The organism is Candidatus Nitrososphaera gargensis Ga9.2, from assembly GCF_000303155.1.
Lineage (GTDB): Archaea > Thermoproteota > Nitrososphaeria > Nitrososphaerales > Nitrososphaeraceae > Nitrososphaera > Nitrososphaera gargensis.
In genome coordinates this window covers 1,951,167-1,969,873 of the sequence record NC_018719.1, presented here as the reverse complement: position 1 = coordinate 1,969,873, position 18,707 = coordinate 1,951,167, and the positions used below count along the sequence as shown (strand labels likewise).

24 protein-coding genes and 1 pseudogene are annotated in these 18,707 nt (G+C 51.9%); 16 read left to right on the top strand and 9 right to left on the bottom strand.

Annotation, left to right across the window (positions count from 1 at the left end):
• The first annotated feature begins 40 nt into the window (after positions 1-40).
• From pcn to cobJ, 3 genes are read left to right on the top strand one after another with little or no spacing between them, the layout of a single operon-like run.
• Complete coding sequence (gene pcn, locus NGAR_RS11870; RefSeq protein ID WP_015019984.1) at positions 41-793, top strand: proliferating cell nuclear antigen (pcna); 753 nt, start codon at positions 41-43, stop codon at positions 791-793.
• Between the two features lie 15 nt (positions 794-808).
• A complete protein-coding gene (locus tag NGAR_RS11865) occupies positions 809-2,218 on the top strand; it encodes an aspartate kinase (protein WP_015019983.1) in 1,410 nt (469 codons plus the stop codon).
• Between the two features lie 31 nt (positions 2,219-2,249).
• The gene (cobJ, locus tag NGAR_RS11860; protein WP_148681848.1) at positions 2,250-3,044 is read left to right on the top strand and encodes a precorrin-3B C(17)-methyltransferase; all 795 of its coding nucleotides are present in this window, start codon (positions 2,250-2,252) and stop codon (positions 3,042-3,044) included.
• 70 nt (positions 3,045-3,114) lie between these two features.
• Here the strand turns inward: cobJ and NGAR_RS11855 are convergent, their stop codons facing one another.
• Complete coding sequence (locus NGAR_RS11855; RefSeq protein WP_148681847.1) at positions 3,115-3,669, bottom strand: methane monooxygenase/ammonia monooxygenase subunit B; 555 nt, start codon at positions 3,667-3,669, stop codon at positions 3,115-3,117.
• A 125-nt stretch (positions 3,670-3,794) separates the two neighbouring features.
• On the opposite strand from NGAR_RS11855, the gene radA reads away from it, so the two are divergent.
• From radA to NGAR_RS11825, 6 genes are read left to right on the top strand one after another with little or no spacing between them, the layout of a single operon-like run.
• The gene (gene radA / locus NGAR_RS11850) at positions 3,795-4,778 is read left to right on the top strand and encodes a DNA repair and recombination protein RadA (RefSeq protein ID WP_228369170.1); all 984 of its coding nucleotides are present in this window, start codon (positions 3,795-3,797) and stop codon (positions 4,776-4,778) included.
• A 34-nt stretch (positions 4,779-4,812) separates the two neighbouring features.
• Positions 4,813-5,139 (top strand): 50S ribosomal protein L21e, encoded by a 327-nt coding sequence (locus NGAR_RS11845; protein WP_015019979.1) that lies wholly within the window; start codon positions 4,813-4,815, stop codon positions 5,137-5,139.
• Positions 5,136-5,468, top strand: a complete 333-nt coding sequence (locus tag NGAR_RS11840) for an RNA polymerase Rpb4 (protein ID WP_015019978.1) — start codon at positions 5,136-5,138, stop codon at positions 5,466-5,468. The genes NGAR_RS11845 and NGAR_RS11840 overlap by 4 nt, the downstream gene beginning before the upstream one ends.
• 31 nt (positions 5,469-5,499) lie before the next feature.
• Positions 5,500-6,126: a DUF655 domain-containing protein gene (locus tag NGAR_RS11835; protein ID WP_015019977.1), complete on the top strand. Its 627-nt coding sequence runs from the start codon at positions 5,500-5,502 to the stop codon at positions 6,124-6,126.
• A gap of 1 nt (position 6,127) precedes the next feature.
• Positions 6,128-6,853, top strand: a complete 726-nt coding sequence (gene rsmA, locus NGAR_RS11830) for a 16S rRNA (adenine(1518)-N(6)/adenine(1519)-N(6))-dimethyltransferase RsmA (RefSeq protein WP_015019976.1) — start codon at positions 6,128-6,130, stop codon at positions 6,851-6,853.
• Positions 6,837-7,346: a methyltransferase gene (locus NGAR_RS11825; protein ID WP_015019975.1), complete on the top strand. Its 510-nt coding sequence runs from the start codon at positions 6,837-6,839 to the stop codon at positions 7,344-7,346. The genes rsmA and NGAR_RS11825 overlap by 17 nt, the downstream gene beginning before the upstream one ends.
• Positions 7,347-7,352: 6 nt before the next feature.
• Here NGAR_RS11825 and NGAR_RS11820 read toward each other — a convergent pair whose 3' ends face one another.
• Both NGAR_RS11820 and NGAR_RS11815 read right to left on the bottom strand, forming a co-directional pair.
• On the bottom strand, positions 7,353-8,381 hold the full coding sequence (locus tag NGAR_RS11820; protein WP_015019974.1) for an isocitrate/isopropylmalate dehydrogenase family protein: 1,029 nt from the start codon (positions 8,379-8,381) through the stop codon (positions 7,353-7,355).
• A gap of 33 nt (positions 8,382-8,414) precedes the next feature.
• The gene (locus NGAR_RS11815; RefSeq protein WP_148681388.1) at positions 8,415-8,990 is read right to left on the bottom strand and encodes a hypothetical protein; all 576 of its coding nucleotides are present in this window, start codon (positions 8,988-8,990) and stop codon (positions 8,415-8,417) included.
• Positions 8,991-9,075: 85 nt separating this feature from the next.
• Here NGAR_RS11815 and NGAR_RS11810 point away from each other — a divergent pair, with 85 nt between their 5' ends.
• The 4 genes from NGAR_RS11810 (at position 9,076) to NGAR_RS17705 (ending at position 12,370) form a co-directional block, all read left to right on the top strand.
• Positions 9,076-9,837: a metallophosphoesterase family protein gene (locus NGAR_RS11810; protein ID WP_015019972.1), complete on the top strand. Its 762-nt coding sequence runs from the start codon at positions 9,076-9,078 to the stop codon at positions 9,835-9,837.
• A 724-nt stretch (positions 9,838-10,561) separates the two neighbouring features.
• Positions 10,562-10,822, top strand: a complete 261-nt coding sequence (locus NGAR_RS11805; RefSeq protein WP_148681386.1) for a hypothetical protein — start codon at positions 10,562-10,564, stop codon at positions 10,820-10,822.
• Between the two features lie 438 nt (positions 10,823-11,260).
• Positions 11,261-11,824, top strand: a complete 564-nt coding sequence (locus NGAR_RS11800; RefSeq protein WP_148681385.1) for a methane monooxygenase/ammonia monooxygenase subunit C — start codon at positions 11,261-11,263, stop codon at positions 11,822-11,824.
• A 390-nt stretch (positions 11,825-12,214) separates the two neighbouring features.
• Positions 12,215-12,370 (top strand): hypothetical protein, encoded by a 156-nt coding sequence (locus NGAR_RS17705; protein ID WP_187147489.1) that lies wholly within the window; start codon positions 12,215-12,217, stop codon positions 12,368-12,370.
• Here NGAR_RS17705 and NGAR_RS11795 read toward each other — a convergent pair.
• Entirely contained in the window at positions 12,345-12,539 is a 195-nt protein-coding gene (locus tag NGAR_RS11795; protein WP_148681384.1) for a hypothetical protein, read from the bottom strand. The genes NGAR_RS17705 and NGAR_RS11795 overlap by 26 nt on opposite strands.
• A 49-nt stretch (positions 12,540-12,588) precedes the next feature.
• Here NGAR_RS11795 and NGAR_RS11790 point away from each other — a divergent pair.
• Together NGAR_RS11790 and NGAR_RS19395 are read left to right on the top strand one after the other, a co-directional pair.
• Positions 12,589-12,921 (top strand): annotated as a pseudogene (locus tag NGAR_RS11790) (dienelactone hydrolase family protein); the annotation flags it as partial.
• A 70-nt stretch (positions 12,922-12,991) separates the two neighbouring features.
• Complete coding sequence (locus NGAR_RS19395) at positions 12,992-13,138, top strand: dienelactone hydrolase family protein (protein WP_148681845.1); 147 nt, start codon at positions 12,992-12,994, stop codon at positions 13,136-13,138.
• A 28-nt stretch (positions 13,139-13,166) separates the two neighbouring features.
• Here NGAR_RS19395 and NGAR_RS11780 read toward each other — a convergent pair whose 3' ends face one another.
• From NGAR_RS11780 to NGAR_RS11770, 3 genes are read right to left on the bottom strand one after another with little or no spacing between them, the layout of a single operon-like run.
• On the bottom strand, positions 13,167-14,411 hold the full coding sequence (locus tag NGAR_RS11780) for an ABC transporter permease (RefSeq protein WP_015019967.1): 1,245 nt from the start codon (positions 14,409-14,411) through the stop codon (positions 13,167-13,169).
• Entirely contained in the window at positions 14,408-15,820 is a 1,413-nt protein-coding gene (locus tag NGAR_RS11775; RefSeq protein WP_015019966.1) for a COG1361 S-layer family protein, read from the bottom strand. The genes NGAR_RS11780 and NGAR_RS11775 overlap by 4 nt, the downstream gene beginning before the upstream one ends.
• Positions 15,820-16,533 (bottom strand): ABC transporter ATP-binding protein, encoded by a 714-nt coding sequence (locus NGAR_RS11770; protein ID WP_015019965.1) that lies wholly within the window; start codon positions 16,531-16,533, stop codon positions 15,820-15,822. The genes NGAR_RS11775 and NGAR_RS11770 overlap by 1 nt, the downstream gene beginning before the upstream one ends.
• A 541-nt stretch (positions 16,534-17,074) precedes the next feature.
• Here NGAR_RS11770 and NGAR_RS11765 point away from each other — a divergent pair.
• The gene (locus NGAR_RS11765) at positions 17,075-17,215 is read left to right on the top strand and encodes a YHS domain-containing protein (RefSeq protein ID WP_148681382.1); all 141 of its coding nucleotides are present in this window, start codon (positions 17,075-17,077) and stop codon (positions 17,213-17,215) included.
• Here NGAR_RS11765 and NGAR_RS11760 read toward each other — a convergent pair.
• Positions 17,207-18,166: an asparagine synthase C-terminal domain-containing protein gene (locus NGAR_RS11760; RefSeq protein ID WP_148681381.1), complete on the bottom strand. Its 960-nt coding sequence runs from the start codon at positions 18,164-18,166 to the stop codon at positions 17,207-17,209. The two genes, NGAR_RS11765 and NGAR_RS11760, sit on opposite strands and share 9 nt — an antisense overlap.
• Before the next feature lie 26 nt (positions 18,167-18,192).
• On the bottom strand, positions 18,193-18,609 hold the full coding sequence (gene mce / locus NGAR_RS11755) for a methylmalonyl-CoA epimerase (protein ID WP_015019962.1): 417 nt from the start codon (positions 18,607-18,609) through the stop codon (positions 18,193-18,195).
• Positions 18,610-18,707 lie beyond the last annotated feature (98 nt).

Genomic DNA, 18,707 nt, shown 5'->3' with positions numbered 1-18,707 from the left:
GATATCTTTAAAATGCTATGGAGCTGCCAAATAGGATAATTTGGTATTTGTAGCTAGGAGCAAGTCGCCTGAAGAATGGAAGGCCGTGGCATCCGCGATCTCAACCCTTGTTGACGAGGCAACGTTTGAAGCGGCCGCAGAAGGCATTTCTTTTAGAGGCATGGACCCGTCCCATATTGCGCTTATAGACATACACTGGCCTAACCACGCGTTTGAAAAGTACGAATGCGACAGCTTGGTCAAATTCGGCATAAGGGTAGACGAGTTTTCAAAGCTGATAAAAAGGGCGGACAAGAAGGACGCGATTGAAATCAGCTTGGGCGATGACAGCATGCTGCATGTAAAGATGTCAAACGGCTACAAGCGTGAATACAAGACGCGCCTGATAGAAAGCTCGGCCAGCTCTACCCCGCTGCCAAAGCTCAACTTTAATTCAAAAGCAGTGCTCACGGCCACGGCGTTTGACAAGGTGCTATCCGACGTCCAAGTGGTTTCTGAGTACATCTCAATTGAAAGCAAGTCGGGCAGGATCAACTTTTCAGGCAGGGGCGACTCTGGCGAGGCCGACATCTCGCTTGAAGCAGGTAACGAGGGTCTGGAAGAGCTGGCAGTCAAGGAGGAGAGCAAGGCCACCTACAGCCTCGACTACCTGTCAAAAATAACCAAGGCTGTAATATCGATGGGCGGCTCGGTGGCTGCAGAGTATTCGAGCAAGATGCCGCTCAGGCTAGAGTTCAAGATAGCCAACGTTGGCAGGATACACTTCTATCTGGCACCCCGGGTTCAGGATTAGCATATGCGCCTTGTAATGAAGTTTGGCGGAACTGCGGTGGATTCCCCAGACAAAGTCAGGCACGTGGCGCAGCTGGTAAAATCACATAAGAAGGGCAACAACAGCAACGAGATCGTATGTGTTGTTTCCGCGGTACGCGGCATGACCGATGGCCTGCTGTCCATAGCAGACAGCGTCAGGCGCGGCGACAAGACATCGATAGACGAGTTCGTGAGCAAGTCGGCCAAGATCCACACCGACATTGCCGAGGGCGCGATCTCTGACAAGAAGCTGAAAAGCGAGGCTGTCGCCGCCGTGAAAAAGGTAATCAGCGAGCTGAAAGACGTGCTTGGAGGTATAGTGCTCTTGGGAGAGGTCACGCCCAAGTCGCTTGACTACCTGATGTCATTTGGCGAGCGCCTTTCGACGCCCATCGTGTCATTTGCGCTGCAGGACATTGGGATCAGATCTGAGTACCTGACAGGCAAGGAGGCTGGCGTATTGACAGACGGCAACTTTGGCGAGGCCCGGCCCCTGATGGATACGACGAAGCTGCGGGTGAGCCACAAGCTGGAGCCGATGCTCAAGCAGGACACTGTGCCTGTTGTCACGGGTTTTATTGGCGCCGATCAGTATGGAAATATAACTACCATTGGCCGCGGTGGCTCGGACTATACTGCCACCATAATCGCCGCAAGCATCGGCGCGGAAGAGGTGTGGCTATGGAGCGACGTTGATGGGCTCATGACCGCAGATCCGAAAATAGTAAAGGACGCACAGGTGCTCAAGGAAGTGTCGTTTGCGGAAGCTATGGAAATGGCGCTCTTTGGGGCAAAGTACATGCACCCGCGCGCATTGGAACCGGTGATCGATACCAAGATCCCGATCAGGATCAGAAACACGTTCAACACAAAGCATGCCGGCACCGTCATCACCCAGAACCCTGGCAGGGAGTCGCAGAAAATAGTCAAGTCGGTAAGCGCGATACGTCATACCGCTCTTATTGACGTGAGCGGGGGCGGGATGGTAGGCGCCCCGGGCACTGCAGCCAAGATATTCGATACTCTGGCCAAGAACCGGGTCAACATCATGATGATATCGCAGAGCCCGTCGGAATCGAGCATTTCCATGGTTGTCAGGAAGAGCGACCTTGACAAGGCCACTACAACGCTGGAGCTCAGTCTGCTTGGCAAGGTGATCAAGCAGATAAACGTAAACGACGACGTAGCGGTTATTGCAGTGGTGGGCTCGGGAATGCGCGGCATCAAGGGGGTCGCGGCCAAAGTGTTTGGAGCTGTGGCAAAGCGTGGCGTAAACGTCATAATGATAGCGCAGGGCTCGTCAGAGCTTAACCTTGCGTTCGTGGTCAACGACAGCGACTGCGAACAGGCAGTCAGGGCGCTGCATGACGAGTTTGAGCTTGCCCGAGCTGCGGGAAAAGGATAAATGGCATCTCGTCAATCCCAACGTTGCAAACATGAGCGGTAACAAGGGCAAGCTGTACGTAGTCGGTGTGGGGCCTGGCAGCCATGACCACATGACGCACCGCGCAAAGCAGGTCATCGACGAAAGCCAAGTCATTATCGGTTACGATACGTACGTCAGCCTTGTTGAGGACCTGATAATTGGCAAGGAGGTTTATCGCTATGCCATGACGCAGGAAGTCGACCGGGCCAACCAGGCGATCGACTTTGCTGAAAAGGGCAAGGTGGTGTCGCTGGTGTCATCAGGCGACCCCGGCATTTACGGCATGATCGGTCTTATTTATGAGATTTTGGCGGAAAAGGGCTGGGACAGGGAAAAGGGCATCTATGTAGAGTGCGTCCCCGGCGTTTCTTCTCTTAATTCATGCGCAGCCCTAGTGGGCTCGCCTCTTATGACGGACTTTGCAGTCGTCAGCATGAGCGACCTGCTTGTGCCGTGGGAGATCATTGTCAAGAGGGTCGAAGCGGCAGCGATAGGCGACTATGTCACCGTCATTTACAACCCCGCAAGCAAAAAGAGGGTGCACCAGCTGCGCGACACCCGGGAGATATTCCTCAAATATAGAAAGCCTGACACGCCAGTGGCCATAGTCAAGGGCGCATACAGGGAAGGTCAGCAGGTAGTGATAACAACTCTGGACAAGATGCTCGAACACCAGGACATGCTTGGCATGATAACGACCGTGATCGTGGGCAACTCGTCTACCTTCAACTACAAAGGAATGATGATAAACCCGCGCGGCTACACGTCAAAGTACGAGCTTGTAAAGCAACCTGCCAAGAAGTAAAATATATTTTCAATAGCATCTGCTGAGCCATGGAAAATTAAAAATAATTAAAAGGAAAAAGGGTTGTGGCTTAAATTACTTGCCACGGTCTTGTTGCGAAAGTCACGCCAAGGCCTACACCAATGATCACGCATTGATAGACAATGTTGCTGTATGGGATCGGCTTCAGTATAGCTTCTCCGCTTACGTTCACTGTCGCACCCCTGCCGAGACCTGGGCCTACGTGCTCTACGTTAAGCTGTGTGTGTACGTGGTATGTTCCTGGTTCGAGTGCCTTCACAGTGATCGAGTATGGAACTGTTCCGCCTGCTGGGATGTCGAATATGTTACCTGGTGGATCTCTCTGCAAGAACTCCCATCTGTTGCCAGCATTTGCCGATTCGCTGAATAGCGACAGCCACGCTCTGAGCGGCCTATTGACCAAGCTTCTGAGCTCGCCGGTTACGGTTAGCTGTTCACCTGTGTTCAGTGTCTGGTCAGAAAATTGCTCATTGTCAATCCTTACGAATCTGCTCTGAAGCTGTGCCTGTACACCGTGCGCGTCTGCGCTTTGGAATACGACCGCGAATGCTGACAGCACCATGACAGTCGCAAGAGCCGTCACGACCAACGTCTTGCTTTCCATCATATCCCTATATCTTAGGTAGACCAGAAAGAACAAAGATATATATTTTGCTCTGGCGGCGCGTGCGCCGAATTTCGGCACCCAGTCAATGCTAATTAGTGGCATCCGTGCAAAGTTAGTAGCACTTGGCTTCTTCAGAGGATGCACCAGGCAGATTGGAGCTTTCCAACATTGAGGAGATAGGCCCGGCCACAGAAAAACGCCTCAAGGAGGCCGGCTTTAGGTCAATTCGGGACCTATTAGTGAGGGGGCCGGTCGACGTAGCAGAAGCTACCGGCATGGAGATGGACGAGTCAGTCGAGATATGCAACAAGGCCAGGGTGATGCTCGAAGAGCTTGGAGTGATAGACAAAAGCTTTGTCACGGCGACCAGCCTGTACAGCAGGCGCAGGGATCGTATATCGACGGGCTCGAAAAGCTTTGACGACCTGCTTGGAGGCGGCCTGGAGACAAAGGCGGTGACCGAAGTCTATGGCGAATTTGGCACAGGCAAGACGCAGCTCTGCCACACGCTCTGCGTCATGGTACAGCAGAGCAGGCTTGCAGGCGGGCTTGACGCAAAAGCGCTCTACATCGACACCGAAAACACCTTCCGGCCTGAGCGGATTGTTTCCATAGCCGAAGCGCGGGGCTTTGACCCGCGCAAGTCGCTTGAAAACGTGATCGTGGCCAAGGCGTACAACAGCGCCCACCAAGAGCTCATAATAGAGGAGGCCGGCGCAGTCATCGAGGACAACAGCATCAGGCTGATAGTAGTCGACTCGGCAGTCGCGCACTACCGCGCCGAGTTCCTCGGCCGCGCGACGTTGTCAGAGCGGCAGCAGCGGCTGAACAAGTTCATGCATATCTTGGTAAGAATCGCCGAGACATACGAGGTGGCAGTTGTGCTGACGAACCAGATACAGGCGTCGCCTGATGCGTATTTTGGCGACACGGTCAGGCCGACTGGCGGCAATGTCGTCGCACACACCAGCACGTACAGGATACACCTGAAGCGTTCGGGCAAGAACAGGATAGCAAGGATGGTCGACAGCCCTTACCACGCAGAAAGGGAGATCCTGTTTACCCTGACAGACCGTGGCATTTCAGATGTCAACGAAGGTAGATAATATTAAATTAAGGCTGGTGGCTCTGGCTTGCTATATGCCACGATCGCACGGTACTAGAAGGAAGGCCCGCTCTATCCTGACAAAGGACAATGTCGTCAGGGGGATATCATATCTGCTTCACGATTACAAGGTTGGAGAGAAGGTTATTGTAGATGTTGACCCGAGGGAGCACGATACCACTCCACACAGGAGGTTCCACGGCAGGATAGGCGTGGTGGAAGGCGTAGGCAGGCGCACCCTGAGGGTGGCGGTGATGTTTGGGGACAAGAAAAAGATACTGCAGACCCGGTTCAACCACATCAAGCCTCTTGCAGGCGCTCCAGAAATGTCATCAGCAGCGGCAGGTGCCAACAGCAAGTGACGGAAATCATCAAGAAAGAGATAGTCACACTTCCACATGTAAAGGAGATACTCGAATCTGTCAAGCCCGACGACATGGACCAGATCCAGCGTTGGACAGCCGACTATGTGACCAAGTTCGCCAAGGCTGACTCAAAAAAGGCCCAGAAAATGGTGCGCCAGCTGGTCGAGCAATGCGACCTGACAGAGGAAGAGGCAGTAGAGGTGGTCAACATCATGCCAGTGTCGCTTGAGGAGCTGAGAGCCTTTACCTTTGGGTGGAAGAAGCTCATCCTCACCGAGACTCTGGAAAAGATGCTGACCATACTAAAGGAAGGCACCCAAAGTTAAATACCCACTCTCGCATTATAGGGATTGAACATTGTCAGGACAACAACAGCCACCATCAACTCCAGATGCTGCTGCAGCCGGGCATTACAGCCACGGCGAGCACGGCCAGCAGCCAAGGAAGTACGAGGAGTACGCCTACGTGCTCGATTTTACGCCTAGGGGCAAGTCGATAACAGTAAGGGGAAGAGAAGGAGTGATCATCCAAGCGATAGGCGAAGAGCGGCTGACGCTCCTTGAGCTATTAGGCGTCCAGAACGTGACTGTGGAGATTGGAGAGCGCCTGTACATCGGCCGCGAAGGCCGCGACAAGGTCGCAAGCGTGCTTGGCAGGCTGGAGTACAACGATATCTCGCAGGCTGCAAAAAACGAGCTTCCAAACATCGTGGAAAAGATCGTGGTTGCCAATGAAAAACGCTTTGTGGAATACATCAACGTGTCTCAGCCGATAACCCCGAGGATACACGCGCTTGAGCTTATCCCAGGCATAGGCAAGACCTACATGATGACAATAATCAAGGAAAGGGACAAGAAAAAATTCGAGAATTTTGCGGATCTGCAGAACAGGGTGGGGCTCAGAGACCCTGCCAAGCTCGTGGCAAAAAGGATAATCGAGGAAATAATGGGGCAGGCCAGAATGAACCTTTTCGTACGAAAGTAACTTGCCAAATATCACAAAGACCCTTGGTCAGCACATGCTTGTCGACGCAAGAGTCCTTGGCAAGATCATAGACGCTGCCAGAATAAGCAAAAACGAGACAGTGTTAGAGGCAGGCACAGGGCGGGGAATCCTCACAGCAGAGCTGTGCAAAGTGGCCAGGCACGTAGTTTCGTACGAAGTCGACAGAAAGCTATACCAGCAGGCACAGGAGCGGCTGCAGTTCCAGAATTTGGAGCTTGCAAATGCCGATCTTTTCAAGACAACCGGCCTACGCTTTGACGTTTTTGTTTCAAACCTTCCATATTCGCGGAGCAGGGACGCCTTTGAATGGCTGGCCGTGCAAAAGTTTAACAGAGCTATTGTGATGGTGCAGGAGGAGTTTGCGGACAAACTTGCCGCCCGGCCTGGCAGCAAGAACTACAGGGCAATATCGGCGCTAGCCGCCCATTGCTTTGCCATTGAAAGATTGTTCAGCGTTGGAAGGCAGTCGTTTCAGCCACAGCCAAAAGTAGAATCTGTGGTCATCAGGATAGTCCCAACCAACACCGTGACAAAAGAGACGATAAAGAACCTCAATCTTCTGTTTTCAAAGAGGAACAAGAAAGCCTCGACCGTGGCTGCCAAGGCAAGAGTAAAGGTAGACTTTGGCAGCAAGCGCGTAGATCAGCTTGCTCCAGGCGACCTGATCAGGGTGGCAGAGTCGATATCAAATGTATGTTCCATCTGACGACACTTTTCTTCTGGCAGATTGCATCAGGGAGTACAGCGGTAAATGGGCCCTTGAGATAGGAGTTGGCTCTGGCGTGCTGCTCAACCTGCTTGAAAAGAGCTTTGCAAACGTGGCTGGCTCGGACATTGACCTGCGGGCGCTAGAGCATTGCAGGGGCAGGTCAGGCGCAATGCTCGTCTGCTGCGACGCGGCATCGGCGTTTGCCGGCAGGTTCGACCTGATAGTGAGCAACCCGCCATACCTGCCCGATGACAAAGTCAGGGATACCACCGTGCACGGCGGTCCAGCAGGGGTAGAGACAACAATGCACTTTATACAGTCGGCTCTGCCTCTCCTTGCTCGCGGCGGCAAGATGCTTTTTGTGGTTTCGTCGCTTGCAGACTCTACTGCGCTTGACCGGCTGATCAAGGAGAAAAAGATGCACAAAAAGGCAGTAAAGGAAAAAAAGCTGTTCTACGAGACGCTCACGGTCGTGGAATTGAGTGCCTGATCATCATCACTTTTTCAAAAGCTTGCCGGCCCGCGCTGCTATCTGGTCTGCCATCTGCGACAGAGTTGCGCTGCCGCCCAAGTCATAGGTCACATACTTGCCCTCGTTGATGACGTCCTCTGTGGCCTTGAATATCGCGTCTGAGATGTGCTTTTCTCCAAGGTATTCTACCATCCACGCGCCTGACAGCACCGTTGCGACCGGGTTGACCTTGTTCTGGCCTGCGTATTTTGGCGCGCTGCCGTGCGCCGGCTCGAACATCGCGTACTTGTCGCCATAGTTGCCCGAATACACGTTGCCGATAGAGCCAACGTGGCCAGAGGCGCATTCTGACACGATGTCCATGAATAGGTTGGTGCTGAGCAGCACGCTCTGGTTGAACCTTTCAGGGTTCTTGACGAGCTGCTGCGTCATGTTGTCGATGTAGTATTCCTCGACCTGTATGTTCTTGAACTGTTTCTGCGCGTTTTCGACGGCGGCCCAGAAAATGCCGTCCGTCTCCTTGAGAATGTTGCGCTTTGTTATCGCATAGACTTTGCCAAAGCCCCGCTTTTTGGCTACTTCAAACCCTGCCTTGGCAACGCGGTCGCAGCCCTTTCTAGTTGTCTTGCGTATTGCGACAGCCGAGTCGTCGCTGGTCTTGAACTCTATGCCCGCGTAAAGCCCTTCGGTGGCTTCACGCACACAAACAAAATCAAGCTGCTTTTCGGCATTCTTGTACGTCTTGATCGGCCTGATGTTTGCATACAGCTCGAACTTTTGGCGAATGCTCACCGCCACGCTGCGCGGAGCGTTTGGCACCGGCACCGTCGTGGTCGGGCCCTTGAAACAGGCGTCCGACTCTTCAAGCAGCTTCCACACTTCTGGAGAGATGTATGAAGTTCCGCCATTCTTTTCCCACCATTCCGACCCTGCGTCGCATGGGACAAGCTCAACCTTAGAATTGCAAGCCTTCAAAACCTTGATCATTGCGTTGACGAGCTCAGGCCCCGTGCCGTCGCCCCTGATTACTGCTGCAGTCTTGGTACTAGCCAAATCAGAGTGGCGGCACTTTTTTAGCTATTTATTCTATTGCTTCGACGTAAGTTCTATGCGCGCCACCATCTTGTTGTCCTGCGGGAACGCCGGCGTTTCGTAGGGGCTGGCCACCCGGGTGAACTCGCCTGCTTCTGAAAAGTACGAGTATGCTATATCGTAGTCGGTGAGGTTCAGCGTCCTTTCCACGTTTGTTCCAGTCGAGTTGTCGACCACGGTAATCGTGTTGTTAATGTTGTAGACATCCATAAAGTTGCCAAGCGTGAGCCTGACCGGCCTGATGTATTCGATGTGGACAACGTTGCCCACTTCGTCAGTATGAATTGGTCTCCTGCATTCCTCGCCATCTTTTGGCTGCTTGCCAACATCGTCTGGTAGCATCATGTTCCTGCCGTCAACTATGACTTCAATTCTTGGATGAAGCTGGAAGGTCTCGATGCCCTCTTCTCCCCTCAGGCAGACAGTGTGCGGAGGTGGTGGCGGCGCCAAGGCGGGTATAATGACGAGCGCAACAAGGGCAGCGGCGCCCATTGCTATCGGAGGTATCAGCAGCTCCTTCTTGCCCAGCCTTTTCTTCGGCTTCTCCTCCTTTATCTTGCGCTTTGGCAAACTGGTTGCAATAAGGACATGCTAGGGCGTCTTAATATTGCTTTGCGCGCAGCACATCGTTAAATAATGCCAGGTGTGGGTATACATGGCGGCTTTGCAAATAGTCCAGCTATCAGACATACACATCGGCAGCCTCTTTGTCCAGAACGTTTTTGACACCGTGGTTGACGAGGTCAACAAGCTCAAGCCCGACGCGATCATTGTCACCGGGGACCTGACGGACGAAGGGTTGCTCTTCCAGTTTGAAAGGGCGAGGAACGAGCTCAAGCGCTTTACGTGTCCAAACGTCATAGTAGTCGCAGGCAACCACGACTACAGGCACACCGGCTACCTGCTGTTCAAAAAGTTCTTCCCATCAAAGCAGATCTACGAGTTTGACGACGCAATCGTGCTCACGCTGGGCACCGCCCGGCCTGACAGGGACGAGGGCGAAGTAGGCTACAGGCAGAACCAGTGGATGGAAAAGACTCTTACTAAATTGCCAGAGACCAAGCCCAAGATAGTGGCGATGCACCACCACCTGATAGGCATACCGGACACGGGCACTGACAAGATCATCATCCTTGACGCCGGCGACACGCTGCGGACGTGCCTGCAGTCAGGGGTGGATCTGGTGCTGTGCGGCCACAAGCACAGGCCGTGGGTGTGGAACCTTGGCCGACTGGAAATCGCGTACGCCGGCACGACGTCATCGTCAAGGTTCCGGGGCTTTTTTGAAAACTGCTACAATATCATTGACATAGAAATGGGGAAAAAGCCGCGCGTCGACATCAAGATAGTGGGCAAGAAGCGCTTTCCACTTGCTGAGCTTGTCGAGCGCTACAAGCCATTCCTAGAGCAGGCATAGGAGTGCGTGCGTTCCCGGCAGAGCATATGGAAAAAATGGTGCAATTTACAAGACATGTACGCGCGCTTCCAGTCCAGAAGTTCAAGCCTTCTATGACAGATACACCCCGCTTGAGCAGATTAGTCATGATGGAACAATGACCTATTTGTATTATCCGATAGGCAGAACTTGGCATTTTGATTATGGTGACTCTTCAAAATCGTTGCAGCTTGCAGTAAGGATTGATCCGTTTGGCAATACTAGCGTGGCACTTGATTGTACGGGCACGGAGGGTGATAATAGTTTGCCTGCCCAAGACACCTATTAACCACCTGCCGCGCATCTTAAAGCTCCAAAGCTCATTTATCGTATTTTGGAGTAAAAGCTGCGCTGGTGCCTGTATCTCTATCTAGATGATCGCTTTGTCCATGATGAATAATGCTACATTGTGAAAAATAAAGTAGCCAAAGGTTCAAAAGAAACATGCTCTCAGTTAGCCTACAATAATCATGAGCAGCAATGCGGGTCTGAGTCCATTGCTTGCGGGACTAGGAGCAGGCGCTCTTGCTCTTTTCATTGCATTGCTGTTTATGAATGATGGTCGCCTGCCGTGGGCACAAGAACCTCCAATTGTAGCCACCAGAGACAACCCTCTTGGCATTGATGCAAGGGTGGAGTATTATCATCAAAATACGGGTTCGACATGCCCCATCAATCCTCCATGCAATTCCTCTGTGCACTTAAAGTGACAAGCAAGAATGCAAATGCTACGGTCATGGGTTATCAGATATGTCTCTCGTCAGCCTGTGCCAGCTCAGAAGGTCTGAGACATGAAGCCAGTGGAACCGTAGTCGGGCAGAACAATACACCACCAAAAGAAAGAGAATGGAGCAACGCGATATTGTTAGGCTCTATAGAGGGTTGGAAAGTTGGAGATACTGCAGACATTAAGATACAGGTCAACCTGTTACCGATAGTAATGGCAGCGGCAGATGGATTGAGCTAGGCGAATCAGAGATTCTGGAATTTGAGAAAATCTAGAACATCGCACATTACCGAATCTCTAGAGACAGATGCAGCCACAAATATTGTTGCATATACTATTACTCCCGGTCTAACTGCATCTTGTTATGCAACAAAATCGAAAAGTAATTAATCAGATATGCGTACTGTTATTTGGCAGCAGTGAAGATTCAGAGTTAATCCTGAAGTTATGAAGAGAAGGCATTTGACTGAGCTGCCTTTATTATTCCAGTGATATTGCATGATAATCATTAATGCTTATCATTGATGTCTAGCTTAGTGATTAGTTTATTCTCATATATTACTACCACAATGATGTCGATATTTTGATATATATATCGAATATTATAAAGATATTGTATTTATTATTGTGTAAACATGCACTGCAAGTTAATATACAGGATAGTTAACTAGCTAATTCATGGCTCAAATGCCAGCACTGATACCAAAGGAAGTCGAAATCCAGAGGCTGAAAAAGATCTACATAATGGTCATCATGCTGGGTTCAATTGCAGCCTCAGTAGAGGTCGACAACTTTGTTGACGGCTCACTGCACCAGACGGCAATCAGAGACTCCGCATTCACGCCAGCCCACTGGTGGCTGTACAGCCACTTTGTGGCACTCCCGCTTGGATGGGGCTTTGTAGCAATGTACGACAGAAGAGTACCAATCCTCAGGGGTCCAGGCAACTCAATGAACACCGGTCTGAAGCTGACCATCATTGGCTACCTAGCCACGATGTTCACAATCGGTGTCAACGAGATGTGGCACTTCTGGTTCGTCGAAGAAATCTTCGCAGTTCCTAACCACTGGATGTTCAACATGGGTGTCGTCGTGGCATTCATGGGTGCTCTGGCATACGTAGTCAGAGTGTATGCCAGACTGGTGGAGCTGGGTGCAGAAACACCTGCAAAGAACCCGTACGTGGCCGAGATGTACAAGCTAGCACTGGAAGGCAAGCTGTACAGCAGATCCATCCCATAAAAACGGGGTTTCGACGAAGCGTCTGGAAAACCCAGACGCACGCTTTTTCCCTTTTTTCCCTTTTTGTTTTAACAAAATTATATGGTAGATTCCACTATTTCATGCCACTACAAAATTTTTATCTGCCAATGACCAGATAGAGGATTATTAATGAATCTACGTGCAATATTGCTTGCGGCAGTGCTTTTGGCAACCCTTGTTTCAATGACTGGAAAACAGTAGTTTTGCCACATCAATACCGCAGGTATCGCCAACATCTACGATTCATGTGACAAGTTCTGCAGTGCTGAAAGGCTTGATAGCCAATGTCCAGCTTGACAGCGACGACCCGGAATGGATCGAGTCAGGGATTGGGTCCTGCGCCTGAGGCCAACCGCTGCTGAATCAGATATGCCGTCGGCGCATCTGGTAGCCAGGATAGCAATGGTCAGGACCGACGGGACTGCAATGCACGACCACGCCATATCCAATTTCGGGCTGACCAATGTTGCTACGGAGGACAACAACACGACGACCGTGTTCAGGGGACAGCGACCGTCACAATGAGGGACGGGCCGGTTTCCGAAGTCCCGCTAACGATCAAAATATTCAACAACGCGGTGATCGGGATGTAGATAGGGCCGGACAAGATAGATTCGCACTTTGGGGCAAATCCGGTGTATGGCATGCTTGTCGAGTCTTCGAGGTCAATGATGGCCGAGATGCGCAGAGGCATGCCGATGAGCTAAAGACCGGCGGCCGCGCCCAACAATCCGGCTAGCACGTTGGAAAGCAGCTCTGTCAACTATTACGGGAACGCGACAGGGTACCTGGCGTACCCCAAGAATGGGAGCGACCTCCTAGCAGTCGTCATGATCCACGAGTGGTGGGGACTCAACCAGAACATCAAGGACATGACAGAGCAGCTTGCCAATGAAGGATATGTCGTTCTAGCTGTCGACCTCTACAACGGAGAAGTGGCGACAGAGTCAAGCCGCGCAGGCCAGCTGGCCGGCTCTGTAAGGAACAACCCCGGCGAAGCAATCAGCAACCTGAATGCCGCGGTAGAGTATGTTTCGTCGCTGCCAAACGTGAACAGCTCAAGGGTAGCTTCGCTTGGCCGGTGCTTGGAGTATTCAGCTCTGAAGACCAGTCAATCCCGGTCGACACAGTCAACTAGAAGCCGTACTGGACGCCAACGGCATCACAAACCAGATCTACATCTACGAAGGGGTCGGGCACGCATTCGCAAACCCATCAGGCGACAACTATGCGCCAGAAGAAACAGCTGATGCATGGAACAAGACGCTGGCGTTTCTGAGCAAGTATGTGTAGGGCCGTTGTTGCCTTTTTTCTCTCTTTTTTATTCTCTTCTGAGCGCCACTATCGGCGGCAGCCTCGACGCCTTCCACGCGGGGTAGCTGCCTGCGAGGATTGAAAGCCCCACTGAGAGCGCCCACACATAAGCCAAGTCTGTCGGCAGGAAGACAGGCGTGAGTCCTGAAGCGTCCGGGCCCTGAGCAAAGCTTGCCACAAGCACGTATCCTCCTACTATGCCAAGCGCCATTCCGAGTGTCGCGCCAAAGATGCCTATGGTCATGGCCTCTGCAAGGAACAGCGAAAGGATGAAGCCGTTCTGCGCTCCGATCGCTTTCATGGTGCCGATCTCCCTTATCCTCTCCATGACCGACGTGTAGAGCGTGGTAATGATGCCGACGCCCCCCACTAGCAGGGCGACAAGCGCGATGCTCAGGATAAAAGAGGTAAAGCCCGACGTAAACTGTTGGATGGTCTCAAGGATTGCCTCCGGCGTGGTGATCCCGATATCGTTGCCGTAAAGCTTCCTTATCTCCTCTTCCACTATTGCCACGTGGTCGCCGTCTTCTGCTGCAACCAAGAGTGCGTCGTACTTGCCGGCCTTATTCAAGAGCGCGTCACCTGACACCCTGTTGAATACGACTGCATTGTCTATGGTCGGATTGCCTGTGGGCTTCATTATGCCACTGACCACAAAGCTTTTCGATTCTTCTTCCTGCTTGCCCGTGTCAGGGTCTACAAATGTATATGTCACGCGGAGCGACTGACCTATCGTCGCAAATGGCACGTCGTCGCCGGGCGGGTTTGCCACTCTGTCTGATAGGATTATCGCAGAGGGATCGTTCTGCCTGATGCTTGAGCCCTCTACGAATTTAATAGTGGGCGCAATGACGTAGAGCTTTTGCGGGTCTATTGAAAACACGGTGGTATCGACAGACTTGCCCCTTGACTGGAGCGTGATCTGGCCCTGGTACGACTGTATGACATCGTCCACGAATGGGAGCGACCTTATCCTGCTGACCACTGCCTCGTTGAGCGTTATCTTGGGCGCAGGCGGAGGCCCTCCTCCTATCGGCCCTTGGCTGCTCTGCTGCGCGCTCGTCACGAACAGAATGTTTGGTGCAAGCTGGGAAAACTGGTCGTCAATGAACGCGCCAAAGCCGGCACCAAGGCCATTGAGGGCAGTCATCAAAGCACTCCCGACAACCACCATCAGCACCGTCAGTGCCGACCTGACCTTCCGCTCCTTCAGCGCGTCAAAGGACAGTGAAAAAATCTGAAAAATGTTCATTTGCGATCTTGCTTACTACTATGGCTGTCAAGCACAGACTCGATGTCGTCGTCATCGGCCTTGCCCGCCTGAAAAGTGCGCTTGAGGGCGCTCTTTTTTCTCCTTCTGGCGACCGTCACGCCTGCTATCGCCGCGGCAGCCGCCACGCCAATGCCCACAGGCATCAGGCTTATGCTTGCTATGTCCGGGCCTTGCGAGGACTCGTCGGCAGGCTGCTCGGGCGCAAACTGCACTTCTGAATTGACGTCAAGCATATGGGTCTCCCGGAGGTCGTCCTTGTAACTTACCTTGAGCGAAATAGCGTACGTGCCAGCGCCGGCCCTGCTGTTGACGTTTATTGGAATGCTGAAAGGCAGGGGCGAGTTCTCTTCCAAGTCGCCTATGTATTGCTGGGGCGGCAGGTCTGACACAAGATTCTCTGCGCCTGTGACCTCGATCGTTGTAAAGAGTGCCACCGTGTTGCCCTCGTTCAGGAGGCTCCCGACGATGTTGGGCGTGCCCCCGATGTAGTTGATTGCAAGGTCATAAGCCCTGATGCTGATCTCGCCTGCGATGTAGATCCCGAGCGTGAACGTTTCAGTGTTTGACTGCCCGTTCGACGAATATTCAACAGTCACGTCAAAAGAAGCAGGATTTCCAATCAGCGAATTTGCGGCAAACACCCTTGTAGGCAGGTCGACCTGTGAGTCTTCCCCGATACTCTGGATCGTCCATTTCGAATTGCCTAGGATCTTTACGGATTCAGACGGCGACACCAAGGTCACAACAACGTTTGTTATCGGAGCCGTTCCCTTGTTTGCCACACTGATATTGTAATCCTCAATCTTGCCGGCAACTATCTGGTTGCTTGCGTCCCCATCTCCAGAAGAAATCCCGCTCACATTTATGATAGCCTTGCCTGTCACCCTGAACGGGACGTCCATACTCGCGTTTCTTGGCACCCCTGTCTCAAAGAACCTTGAATAATCTACAGATAGCTGTGCAGTATGTTCTCCTATGCTTGCGGTGTCAAGCACGTCCACATCAAAAAAGAGCGTAAACGTGTTTCCCACTTTTACAATCTGGTTGAAGGTGGCAGTTGCAAGACTTCCGGCTGGCTTGCCGGTTGCCTGAAAGCCACTTGGAAGCGTCAGCTGGCCTGTGATTCCAGAGATGTCTGACGGACCCCTGTTTATCAGGACAACTGCAAGGGTGGAAGCGCCGTCGCCGGGAGCAACGTCCAACTCCGTGGTGCTCTCACTCGAATTCAAGCCTGATGTCCAGTACGAGTCAAGATAAACCGGCCCACTATAGTAGGCTGAAATGATGTCTTCTCTGCTTGGGCCACCTTCCTGTGCGTATGCCGCAACAGGGATCAAGACCATGCTGGCAAGCAGCGCAAAAATTATCGTTGAATTCACAATCATCATTAGTGGTATGCGACCTCCTTTTCCACCGTGCCGTCGCGGATATAGATTGCCCTGTCGGTTGCTTCTGCAAGCTCGGGGTTATGCGTCACCATCACTATAGTGCGCCTGAACTTGTTTGACAGCATCTTGAGCAGGTCGAACACTTCATTCCCTGTCTTTGTGTCGAGGTTGCCTGTCGGCTCGTCTGCAAGTATTATCGCGGGGTCGTTCATGAGCGCCCTTGCTATTGCGACCCTCTGCTGCTGCCCTCCGCTCAGACTGGTGGGCTTGAAGTCTGCCTTGTTGCTTATGCCCAAGACGTCAAGGAGCTTTATGGCGCGCTGTTGCATTTTGCTGCCGTCCATGCCAGATAGTATGGCAGGGAGCTCGACATTCTTGAGGACGGTTGTCCTGTTTATCAGGTTGTATGACTGGAAGATAAAGCCGATAAGGTGGTTCCTCATTGTGGCAAGCTCGCCGTCTGAAAGCGAAAATACGTCGACGCCGTTTATTATCACCCTGCCTGAGGTGGGCCGGTCAAGCGCCCCTATCATGTTGAGCAGCGTCGACTTGCCGCTGCCCGAGGGCCCCACTATAGAGACGAACTCGCCCTTCCTTATCGAAAGGTTCACTCCGCGAAGAGCCGCGACCCTGCCGGCCGCAGACTCGAATATCTTGACAATGTTTTCAACCTTGAGAACGACCGAATCGTCGCTTCCGTTATTCGTGTTCATGCCTGCCAAGCACCTATAGAAATTGCTGGCCGCCTAATAAGCATAACTGACCAGTCAGTCAGTTTTTCCTTACCGGATTTGCGGTAATGTTGTTCCGCCTTTTTTTGGCAGGCAACCTATCCGATCTCTTTGCAAAAGTAGAATTGGAACCAAGCTTTACTAGCAAGTGAACTTTCGGCTTGAAACATAGAGGCAAAATTGCTGTCCTTGCTGCTGGGGTATCTATTACCTGCTTTATCTTGGCTTGTCTGTATGGAAGGGAGGATTCTTTTTTGTCCTAGAAACAGTGGCTGTAGAAGTTTCTCAGATTTGCCCTTTGATCTGAGTCCTGCATTTCCTTTACTTCTAGCTGGGAGTGTTGCAGCAGCTATCATCATTACTGGTGGGGTAGCCTTTAGGATCAAATCCTCTAATAATCTACTATTTTGCATTCAGATTTTCTTTTGCAAACCTGCCTAAGCACCTTTGCTAACATTACAAAAGATGCAACAACATCAATTTTTTGGTAAACAATAAATACGCAACCCTTGGCGTTTGAAGTGTGCCTGTTGATCCTGTCTGCGGGATTGAAATGGACCAAGAGCTCGCAGTGAGCCACGAACACAACGGCAAGACCTACTACTTTTGCTGCGAAGGCTGCAAGAGGATCTTTGTGAAAAAGCCTGGGAAATATTCAAAGTGACGGCGTGACAGGAAACGCGCCACACGTCCTGCAGAACCTACCGTCCCGCGCCATGCAGCCGCGGCATTCCGGGCAGCGCGATTCACAATCCACTTCTCTTTCTTCTTCCTTTGGCGGCGGAAAGTAGCTTCGGAAAATAGCGTAGTAGTGCAGGTGCTCCTTGCTCCTTATCGTGACGTTGTCCAGCTCTTTTGCTATCTTTGCCTTGTTTGCAAAGGTCAGGTCATCTATCATTTCTTCAACATATTTTTGATATTTGCCAGTGGCCGCTCCCTGCTCCTGCGCAAGCTTTTGCCTCCAAACAAGGTCGCCAAGTGTAGTCTCAAAACACCTCCTGAGGATGAGCTTGCCCCACTTTTTTCCATTATGCTCGCCAACCTTTTCGCTGACGCCTATCGACTTTGCAAACGATATAAATTCCCCGTCAAGGAAAGGGGTCTTTACCTTAACACCGATATGCTCGCCCAGCTTTCTTGACGAAAAATGCATGATCTGCCAGAGCCGGCGCAATTCCAAATCCAGCTTTTGCGCGTCAGAGTAATACCGGGCAAGATAGTTGTAGCCTGCGAACAGCTCGTCGCCCCCGTCGCCTGTCATTATGGCGGAGTGGCCGTCGCTTTTTGCTTGCTCCATGCCGGCAAGAGCGACTGCCGAATTCCTGATCTCTATCGGGTCAAACGTCTTGAAGACCTGTATGACCTGCTCGACCAGCTCTGCCATCCTGTTCTGGTCAAATACGACTTCGACGTGCCTTCCGCTGTATTTTCCCGCAACCTGCCTTGCGTGGGCAAGGTCCGGGGCATCAGAGCCAAATCCCGCAGCCACCGAATATTTTGGATGCAGTATGCTTGCCAGTATGCTGCTATCAAGCCCGCCTGAGAGCAGCAACGCGTCTGCACAGTTCCGCTCCACGCTTTCAGTCAGCAGCCTGACAAGCTGTTCGCAGTGCAATACAGAACAAAATCAGACGGTGCTTCTTATTCTTCTTTTTTGCCATTTGCTGGCGGCGCTTCGCAGAATTCCGTCAGGACGCCGTTGAGCGACTTGGGGTGTATAAAAGTGATCCTGCGGCCGTACGAGCCCGTGCGCAGTCCCCCCAGCATCTTCATGCCGTTGGCAGACGCCCTTGCAACATCCTTTTCGATGTCGTCTGCCGTGATTGCAATGTGATGTATACCCTCGCCGCGATCTTGCAGGAACTTTGATATCGGGCTGTCCGGAGCTGTCGGCTCCATCAACTCGATTCTGGTGTCCTGCAGCATCAGCATCGCGACCTTGACCTTTTCATTTGGAACCTCCTCTATTTCCAGGTGGTCAACATTCAGTATCTTTTGATAATTTTTGAGCGCCTCTTCCACGTTCTTCACGGCTATGGCAATGTGGTCGACTCTCATTTCAGATCTTATTCTTCTATTGACAGTTTATTTAACCTAATGTTGGGGGTGCTTGTATCGCTAGCGACAGAAGAAAAGGCGTAGCAGTATTTCGCTAA

Bases quoted from the DNA above. Each gene is read 5' to 3' on its own strand.
- NGAR_RS11770 (WP_015019965.1), bottom strand. From the start codon at position 16,533: ATGAACACGAATAACGGAAGCGACGATTCGGTCGTTCTCAAGGTTGAA.
- NGAR_RS11845 (WP_015019979.1), top strand. From the start codon at position 4,813: ATGCCACGATCGCACGGTACTAGAAGGAAGGCCCGCTCTATCCTGACA.
- mce (WP_015019962.1), bottom strand. From the start codon at position 18,609: ATGAGAGTCGACCACATTGCCATAGCCGTGAAGAACGTGGAAGAGGCG.
- NGAR_RS11825 (WP_015019975.1), top strand. From the start codon at position 6,837: ATGTATGTTCCATCTGACGACACTTTTCTTCTGGCAGATTGCATCAGG.
- NGAR_RS11775 (WP_015019966.1), bottom strand. From the start codon at position 15,820: ATGATGATTGTGAATTCAACGATAATTTTTGCGCTGCTTGCCAGCATG.
- NGAR_RS11855 (WP_148681847.1), bottom strand. From the start codon at position 3,669: ATGGAAAGCAAGACGTTGGTCGTGACGGCTCTTGCGACTGTCATGGTG.
- NGAR_RS11865 (WP_015019983.1), top strand. From the start codon at position 809: ATGAAGTTTGGCGGAACTGCGGTGGATTCCCCAGACAAAGTCAGGCAC.
- NGAR_RS17705 (WP_187147489.1), top strand. From the start codon at position 12,215: ATGCCGTCGGCGCATCTGGTAGCCAGGATAGCAATGGTCAGGACCGAC.
- NGAR_RS11800 (WP_148681385.1), top strand. From the start codon at position 11,261: ATGGCTCAAATGCCAGCACTGATACCAAAGGAAGTCGAAATCCAGAGG.
- NGAR_RS11810 (WP_015019972.1), top strand. From the start codon at position 9,076: ATGGCGGCTTTGCAAATAGTCCAGCTATCAGACATACACATCGGCAGC.
- cobJ (WP_148681848.1), top strand. From the start codon at position 2,250: ATGAGCGGTAACAAGGGCAAGCTGTACGTAGTCGGTGTGGGGCCTGGC.
- NGAR_RS11780 (WP_015019967.1), bottom strand. From the start codon at position 14,411: ATGAACATTTTTCAGATTTTTTCACTGTCCTTTGACGCGCTGAAGGAG.
- NGAR_RS11795 (WP_148681384.1), bottom strand. From the start codon at position 12,539: ATGCCTCTGCGCATCTCGGCCATCATTGACCTCGAAGACTCGACAAGC.